Genomic DNA, 9418 nt, shown 5'->3' on the forward strand with positions numbered 1-9418 from the left:
TACTAGATGTCTCTTTTTTATTGAATTAAATTTTAAATAGTTTTATTAGCACAATTGACACAAGATGATGTCAAAATATTTAAAACCAATCTAAACATTACGCATTATTGGTTCTTTTTAGATTATCGGACATTACCTCTTATATCTTTGTTGTAATATACTTTTAAAACGTAATAACTATAATCTGACTTCAAGCTTAACATTCAGTACATTGTCAATAAAATTGAAGATGTTTTTTTCACTTCTTAGCTCTTTTAATCTCATTTCCCCAACCATCTGGAATAATTCCGTTTTCACGCATCCATAGCAAGGCATTATCTAAACGATCTTTGTATCTTTCTTTTTGTGTATCCCATTCTAAAAAGTCTTTCTTTAATAATTCATCAGTAATCATTTCTTTACGAATAATGCGATTATTCCAAACGGCGTATAATGTTGAAATAATTTCAGGGCGTTCATAATTAGTAGTTTTAAATTCACTAATAAAATCATTAATCATCAATTTCAAATCTTCTGATAAATAACCATAATCGACTAATGATTTAGGATGATTCTCAGCAGGCATAATACGTTTAAGCCTGCCAAATTCTTCAATTTTAAACCATTTGGCTTTAGTAACTTCATTCCAGAATACTTTTGTAAATCCTCCGTCATAAGGTCCGGCTGCCTGGACAGAATATCTTTGATTATAATTTCCTCTTACTATATGGCATTCTATGAGATGAAGTAGTTTTTCAAACTTTGTTTTCCCAAAAGAAGTATCATTTAATGATTGGTTGATAATATAAGTAGCCAACATTTTTCGACGAATTTTTTTGTCTTTATCAGTAAGTTTCAATTGATTATCAGCTGGACTCTCTACAACCATTCCCAATTGTTCATTTACCATTTCTTTGGCATCAGCAACTGCAACCTGACCATTCATTAGCATGGGTAACAACCAATCTCTTAGTTGTGTCAGTTCTTGGTTTTGTTTTTCATTATTTCTAATTCTTTGATAAATTGGATAAACATTTTCTTGAAATGCTTTTTGCAAAGATGTAGGTGGAATCAAAATATTTACTGTTCTTAATTCGTCTTGTCGAATTCCAAAAACAGTACTTCCACTTACTTTACCCATAATTTGTGAATATCCATTTCCTACTGATAATTCATAAAATAAACAAGCATTATTGATTACCTCTAAATCGGCTCGCATTGCAAATAATCTTTGACTCAAACAGTATTTAGTTTCTCCAATTAAATAGAAAAACTCTCCACAAGGCGCTTCTGAAGTCATTAAAATATCCCCTTCCTGCAATTCCTCTTTCATCCATTTTTGATAGAGTTTTTCATCAACACGATTTGCTTCTTTTAGACTAACTAATTTTCCGCCTTTAACATGCTTTGCTGACAAAGCAATTATATCATTTATATTTTGGGACCAATCACTATCTAATTTTTTCGGCGTTCTTCCTCTATAATCAATTATTTTTTTGATACAAGATTGCAATTGTTTTACTCCCCAACCTTTAGGAATCTCCCTTTTCAAAACGATATTATAAACCATCTCTCCTCCAGAAGATTTATAAGGCTTTCCATTAGCATCAGGAAAATCAAACTGCACAAACCAATAATCATAAAGCGTTTTTACCATTTGTTCTAACTCCGTATTGATTTTATTGTTGAGTTCAATTTTGGTATCTAAATCAGAAAGGATTTTCGCTATTTTTTTTTGAATATTTAATGATGGTAATCTTATTTTTAATTTTTTAAGAACTTCAAAAGTAATTTGAGGAAAAGAACCTATTCTATTTTCTGCACGACTTTGTAAATAGTTAATTGCTTCCGTGGATGTTAAAAAATAATATAAATAATCTGTATCCAAATCATCTGACTTTTTTCTTAATACCATGAGCTTTGTAGATACAACAAAATCTTCAGGATTAGATAGATTTTTGACGAATGCGTATCTTCTGTTTTTTGGTCTTATCTCGCTATATAAAATATCTCCATTTTGTATTGTTTTTTTTGCTTGACCTTTTAGTTCTGAAATGTCAGTGTAATGATTAACTAGTATTTTACCTTCTAAAACATCCGAAGTATTTAAAAAAACCATTTATCTTTTTCAAATTTATGGGTTTTTGAAATAGTGCTAATTAATTCGCCAAGGTGAATATAATTATTCATATTTGATACTTTGTAAGTTATTCAAAATTTCTTCTTCCAAGATTTTGCTTTCAGCAAATAGCACTTTTAAATTACTTTCAAATGAATTCATTTTTGCAGTAAATTCATCAGCTGTAATGTCTGTATATTCAATTTTTACCTCAAAATATTGTCCAGCTGAGAAAGAATAATTTTTTGCAACAATTTCTTCTTTTGAAACAACTACCGACACTTCTTCGATTGGTGTTTTATTATTGAAAGTCTCGATAATTTTATTCTCTTCTGTTTGTGTCAAAACAGTGCGTTGGTTTTTACCCTCCTTTATCGTTTCACCCAGTTTTGAAGCATCCATCAAAACAATTTTTTTACCATCTACTTTTTTATCCAAAAAAATTACAGAAACATTTGTGCCGGTACTCGCAAAAATATTACTTGGCATACTCACCACACCTCGCAACCAATCATTTTCTATTAATCGTTCTCGTATTTTTTTTTCGATACCACTTTGTGCTGTAATAAATCCTGTAGGTACAACAATAGCGGCTTTTCCAATATCGTTTAAACTATGCATAATATGCTGAATGAACAATAGATAAATTGACATTGATTCTTTTTTGCTTTTGGGAATATTCGGAATCCCAGCAAAAAATCTCTTTTTGAAGGCATCTTTATCTAAATTAGCGTGAAAATCAGAGAAATCAAGTTTAAATGGAGGGTTTGAAACGATATAGTCAAACTTGGTTTCTAGATAATAAGGTTTGTCTACAGTATTGGTTTTAATAATATTTGGGATCGAATGGGTGAGGTCATTCAACACCAAATTCAAACGCAACATATTACTCGACTTTTGAGAAATATCTTCGGAGTAAATCGTGCAATTTTCTTCCCCAATTTGGTGGGCAATACTCATCAGCAACGTTCCTGACCCCGCACTGGGGTCATAGCATTTTACGCCTTTTACTGGTTCAGGCACAAGTATTTGCGCCATAATGCGTGCCACGGCGTGAGGCGTGTAATATTCCGCATATTTTCCTCCAGAATCGGTGTTGTAATCTTTAATTAAATATTCAAAAATAGTAGCAAAGAAATCGTATTTCTGTTCAAACATTTCTTCAAAGCTAAACTCGAATAACTTATTGATTAAAGCTTTGCAAAAAGCGTCTCGTTGCGAAGAATCGGATATGTATTGACTTAATTCATCAAACAAAGTATCTTTTGCTCCTGTAAATGATTTTACAGAAAAAACTTCGGCATTATCGATACTAATTTGGCGCAAGGTATCATCGAATAATTTAGCAAAATCATCATCGTTTTGTTTGGTAAACAAATGGGAAATTAAGTGCTCTGGCTGTAATCGCGGAATATTTGGATCGAGTAAATCGATAAGATCAGAATAATCATCATCTGATAACTCTTTTAAAGCCGCTGAAAAAGATTCTGAATCCACTAAATTGGGATTTTCCTGTTTTACGGCATATCTAAATTTGTCATTTAGAAATTTGTATAAAAATACCTGAGTTATAATTTTAAATTCGTTTCCATCATTTCCTAAACCATAATTGGCACAAACACTTTTTAAATTATCAATTAAAGCTTTGGTTTTAGTCATGAAGTTAATATCCTGCGTCATATTCTCTTATCTGTATTGAAATTGTTGTAAATATTCGTTAGCAATTAAATTGCTGACCTTGTTTTTCATATCCTGATCCATTTCGATCTGTTCTTTCTTTTTAAATTCCTGTACTACAAGCTGCAGTAAGAAGCGTTTAAAGTAAGCTTCGTTCTTAATCATGTCTTCTTGTCCTTCGAGCTTGTCATCTACCTGTTGTTTTACTTGCATTAATGCGTTGTGTAACTGCATTTCTTTGGCATTTAACGTGCCTTTTTCGTTGAGGCGTTTGTGAATTCGGGTATATTTCTCGTCATTTTCATATTTTGCTTTCAATAAAGCATTTTTCCGATTGAGTTCTTTAGCCTGATCGTATATTTTTTGCAGTAAATGCATGTTTTCAATCATATCCGCTTGGGTCACTTCGCTCAAATTTTTCTTTTTGAAAATGCGTTCCAGCTCTTCGCGCAAACTTACGAATTGTGGATCGTATTGGTCAAAATTATTTTGCAGTGATTCCCTGGTCTTGCGTAAGATGTTTTTGAATTCATCTGCCAAAACCAATTCACTCTCATCAACTTTTATAAATTCAAAAATAATATCTTCAAGTGCAGTATTAATTAAGTTTCTTGAAGTCTCTTCATTACCAATGCTTTCCACAAAGTTTAAATTGTTTAAACGATTTTGCGCTTCTGATAACAATCGATTCCAAATATCAAAATCGGCAATACCGTCTAAGGCATCATAACCATTTAGGGCAATGATATTTTTTAATTCTTTTGCGTTTCGTAAGGCTTTAATCAAACGAACTAACTCTGTTTTATCAGTAATCTGTTCAATTTGCCGTGAAAATAATTCCCTATTTTGGGTTTCATAGTGAAATAAGGTTTCTTTTATTTCTTTGATCTCCTGTTGAATTTCTTCTTCGGTTTTGAATAAATAAGAATACATTTCCATTTCATCTCCCAATTGTTCTTGTAATTCATCAAAATACAATTTGTTGGTACGGTCAAAAGCTTTAGAAATGTCAGCAAAATCAACGACGTAACCATATTGGTAGTGTTTATAAGGACGATTGACACGGGTTAGGGTTTGCAATAAATTATGATCCTGAATGACACGAGCTAAATACAATTTTTTCAAACGTTTGGCATCAAAACCAGTCAGCAACATGTTATAAACGAATAAAATATCAACTTTCGCTTTTTTATACGCTTTAATTAGTTCTTTACGAATATATTTGTCGTTCTCATCATGTAAAATTAAGGCAGCGGTTAATTTTGGTTCTTCTTTGAATCCATATTTAGCAGGAGGTTCGTCAGCCATAAATATACCGGCATCAGTTTCTTGTACACCGTATTTTTCCTGAAACAAACTAAATAATTCTTTGGCTTGATCTGCTGAATCGCAAACGACCAAACCACCCAAAGAGTTGTCTTGATAGTCTTTTCTAAATTTGATCAGATCTTTAGTGATATAATCTAGCAGCGGTCGGGAAAATTTAGGATGCGCATAGATGGCTCTTGTACTGATATCGCCTTGCAAAACCTTAATTTCATCCATTACTTCTTTCATCTGCATTTTGAAATTACCTTCAATCTGCTCCCGTATCAGGCGTAAGGTATAACCGTCTGCAATAGACATATTGTAGTAATATTTATGAAAATAATTACCAAACAACATCTTAGAATCGTATTCTTTGGCCACTTCTCTTAATAATGGCGTTCCGGTCAATGCAATGATTACCGCTTTACGATCGGAATTAATTAAATTAGCCAAATAATTCCCTTTCGGGTTATAGCTTCGGTGGGCTTCGTCTAAAAAATAAACGCGTTGTACATTGATGTCATACGCCATGTTTGTAATGGCTGTTGCATCTTCTGAAAATTTTTGGATATTTACAACTGTAATTTCAGGAACACCGCTGTCATTGTGAATAGCACCTACTACCTTTAAATCAGTAATAAAATCTTGTTTAGAATTTACTTGTTTTACCTGTAATCCTCTATTGGTAAATTCGCTAGTTGCTTGAATCATCAAATCGATACGATCCACAATAAAGTAGAACTTAGGTATGATTTGTTTTTTGGCAAAGTAATTCGTTAGGTGCTTTACGTTGTAATAAGCCAGAGCTGTTTTACCAGAACCTTGCGTATGCCAGATAATACCTTTGCTTTGTCCTTGATCTAATTTTGTGGCTATGGCTTGCGTTGCAAACAACTGCGGATAACGCATGATGTGCTTCTGATGTGAAATTTTACCTGCGTTTTCTTCCTCGACATAAGCAACAGCATATTTTAAAATAAATTGCAAGCGTTCTTTACTGAACAGAGAAGTAAGTATTCTGTTGGTTGGTGTATTATCTTGCTTATTGGTTATGTATTCAGGAGAATGTTTGATAACCATCAGGTTATTGTCTTTCAATAATGCATTTTCTAGATTTTCAGGAATACTTTCTAAATTTTGTCTTACGGGATAATCTCTGTCTTCCCTGAAATAATTAAAATGAACCTGATCGTAAGAAGGAGTGGCATAAAAAGCACCAAAAATGGGTTCGACAATCCCATCTTCATATTCCATATTATTAGAAAAAACTAATAACTGGGAAATATTAGCAAATCGTCTGAAGTGTTTGTTTTTAAACCGAGTATTTATTCGATTGCGCTCATCAATGACACCTTGTTTGTTATGCGGTTTTTTTACTTCAATAAAAGCTAATGGCATTCCATTAATTAAAACCGTAATATCGGGTCTAAATTCTTCGTCACCTGATTTGCAGGTTAATTCAGTTGTGATATGAAAACTATTGTTTTCAAATTTATCAAAATCAATTAATTTAATTCCTGAGGTTGCTGTAAGTCGTTCATAGAATTTTTTCCCCAAGTCTTCATAATCCAATTCGAGATTAATCTCCTCTAATATTCTTAAACCTTCAGCTTGTGAAATATTATTGATTTCACAAATTTTAGAAATAAAAATAGAAGAAAATATGTTATTATCTTCTATTCGAATCTGTTCCTTAAGTGGAATATAGTGATAACCTAAACTTATTAAATGCAATAATGCAGGTATTTTTACTCTTGAATCTTCGTTGAACTTCATGTAGCGTTCTTATGTTTAGCGGTAAATGTAAGAAATGTAGAAGCGTATAGAAAAAGAAAACAAAAAAACTTGCACAAATATTATATTTATTTTTATTTTTTTTAAACAATAAAAATGTACTATAGTTCAATCTCAAATCAAGTCAAGTTGCATAAATTAGCATAACTAACGATTATTCAGTTACATTAGGTTTTAGACATAGAAAATGTGCCGGAAATGATAGTTTTAGAAGGGAAATTTCTAAACTGGAATTGAAGATTGAAGAACTTCTCATTTTTTATTTATTACGGAAAAGTTGAAAATATTGGTAAATACTTATGACAATTCAGGAAAGGATATACACAGAACTATTACATGAACCCGCATCAATTTGGTTCATCAATGATAATTTTGGAACTAAAATAATGGTTAAGTTAACTTCTGCCATCATAAAATCAGTAATAAAAGGATCGAAAATTGAATTCCTTTTTGGTAAGGACAATTCACAGCAACCTCCAATATTCCATTCAGGATTGCGAATTTACGACGACCATATAAATTACTCAGCTGTTACTGGAACTTTACGTTTCACTGATGAGCACACGTCCCTTGGTGCGATAATGAATCGTAGTTTTACACATATTCATTTTCACAATGAACTTGGCATTTGCGTTGGAACAGCAAAACTTTCATTCAGCATTGCTGACCAGTTACGCGTTCTAAATCTTCAAGGTAATACCGAAAAACTATACTGTGGTAATTTTGATGAGAGAATTTCTCGTTCGTTAGATTGTTTTGACCACAGCATTAAATTGGAAATTGAAGATGGGGATACATATGAGATACAAAATATAACAGTCGAGGGGAAACTGCAGGATTGGATCATTATGAAAAATACCGTGATCGGTTATAACGAAACAAACCAAGTAATGGTTGATGATAAAGATGAAGGAAGCATTCTTGAAAAGGAGGTGACAATCGTTCTTGATGCTCTTTTTAAACAAAAACTATACTTGAATCCACAAATCGCACGCAAAAATGGTTATCGTGAATTGACAGATGTTCTTGCTATCTATGAAAATGGCATTTTTTTAATTGAAAGTAAGGCGCTTGGAATTATAGACAGTGTAACTAATAGAACAATGGAAAAGAAAGTAAAAGGTATTCAAAAGCAAGTCTCAACTGGAATAGATCAACTTGTCGGGGCTTCAAAAAAGGTCATGCTCAATACGACAATATATGACAAACATTTAGATGAAATTATTTTTGGCAAAACTCCTTTTCTACATTGCATCGTTTTAGTATCTGAACTATTACCTTTTGGTGATTGGACAAATATAGAATACAAAATATTTAAAGCTATGGCGGAAAACAAAATATATCTTAACGTTATTGATATGCGCGAATTTATGCAATATGTTGGTCACGCGCGCGGAAGCGCAGATCGACTTAATTTAATGTTAATTGAAAGAGTGGAAGCGTTTGTAGAAGGTGAGAATATCCATATGCGAATTAATATTACAAAAGAACAGTAGAATAATACTATACGCTTTAATAAAAAATACGAATGGTGGTTAAATAATATCGCAAGACCTAGTTTTTCTAAAATCGGAAAGTAAATACTCAGAATGTTGAATTTAATTTTTAAATTTTGCAGATACAATTGTTTAATTGGCATCCGGGGATGCAACAGAATGTCCTCTTACCATCCTGGCACGATAAAAATGTAAACATGGTAAATCAAAACAATAATTAAAATGAAGATAATAACTTGGAATTGTAATATGGCCTTCCGCAAAAAAGCGGAATTTATTCTTAAGGAACAGCCAGACATTTTAATTGTTCCTGAATGCGAAAATCAAGAACGACTTACATTTGATATTGCCATAAAACAAGCTAATGATATTTTTTGGTTTGGCAACAATCCTAATAAAGGAATTGGAGTCTTCTCATATGGCGACTTTAAAATTAAACTACTTGATGTTCATAATCCAGACTTCAAATATGTATTGCCATTATTTATCTACAATGCAAAAATTAACTTGACAGTATTTGCTGTATGGTCGCAAAAACCTGAACAACATGATTGCTATACTGAGCAGGTTTGGAACGCTGTCCATTTTTATAGTAACTTATTAGAAAATGATAACGTAATTCTTATCGGTGATTTTAATAGTAATTCAGTTTGGGACAAACCCAATCGAGTTTTCAATCATTCAAACCTTGTTGAATACTTAAAGATTAAAAATATTTTCAGCACTTATCATCATTTTCATAACCAAGTCCAAGGACAAGAAAAAGATAATACGCTTTTTATGTATCGAAAAATTGAAAAACCATATCATATCGACTATTGTTTTGCTTCTTTAAAACTAATTAATAGATTAAAAAATGTTGAAGTTGGAAGTTATGAGATGTGGACAAAATATAGTGATCATAAACCTTTAGCTGTAACATTTGATTTACCATAAGACAGCAAATATTACTAGAACAAGCAATTTTAAGAATTATTTATATTTATAACCACATTATCAATTATTTACTTTAGAACACAAAATTAATGATAAACATGTCTGAACT

General features: G+C 31.8%; 5 protein-coding genes. 2 read left to right on the forward strand and 3 right to left on the reverse strand.

The features are described 5' to 3' along the window. Window positions 1–238: 238 nt before the first annotated feature. From BOW55_RS19990 to BOW55_RS20000, 3 genes are all read right to left on the reverse strand, one after another. The gene (locus tag BOW55_RS19990; RefSeq protein ID WP_129026154.1) at window positions 239–2098 is read right to left on the reverse strand and encodes a restriction endonuclease subunit S; all 1860 of its coding nucleotides are present in this window, start codon (window positions 2096–2098) and stop codon (window positions 239–241) included. Between the two features lie 63 nt (window positions 2099–2161). Then, entirely contained in the window at window positions 2162–3778 is a 1617-nt protein-coding gene (locus BOW55_RS19995) for a class I SAM-dependent DNA methyltransferase (protein ID WP_129026155.1), read from the reverse strand. Between the two features lie 6 nt (window positions 3779–3784). Beyond that, on the reverse strand, window positions 3785–6859 hold the full coding sequence (locus BOW55_RS20000) for a type I restriction endonuclease (RefSeq protein ID WP_129026156.1): 3075 nt from the start codon (window positions 6857–6859) through the stop codon (window positions 3785–3787). Window positions 6860–7176: 317 nt separating this feature from the next. Here BOW55_RS20000 and BOW55_RS20005 point away from each other — a divergent pair, with 317 nt between their 5' ends. After that, complete coding sequence (locus BOW55_RS20005; protein WP_164975079.1) at window positions 7177–8373, forward strand: hypothetical protein; 1197 nt, start codon at window positions 7177–7179, stop codon at window positions 8371–8373. Window positions 8374–8595: 222 nt separating this feature from the next. Beyond that, window positions 8596–9309, forward strand: coding sequence for an endonuclease/exonuclease/phosphatase family protein (locus BOW55_RS20010; RefSeq protein ID WP_129026159.1), 714 nt, complete (start codon window positions 8596–8598; stop codon window positions 9307–9309). The last annotated feature ends 109 nt before the right edge of the window (window positions 9310–9418 follow it).

It is taken from the genome of Flavobacterium sp. YO12 (genome assembly GCF_004119495.1).
Lineage (GTDB): Bacteria > Bacteroidota > Bacteroidia > Flavobacteriales > Flavobacteriaceae > Flavobacterium.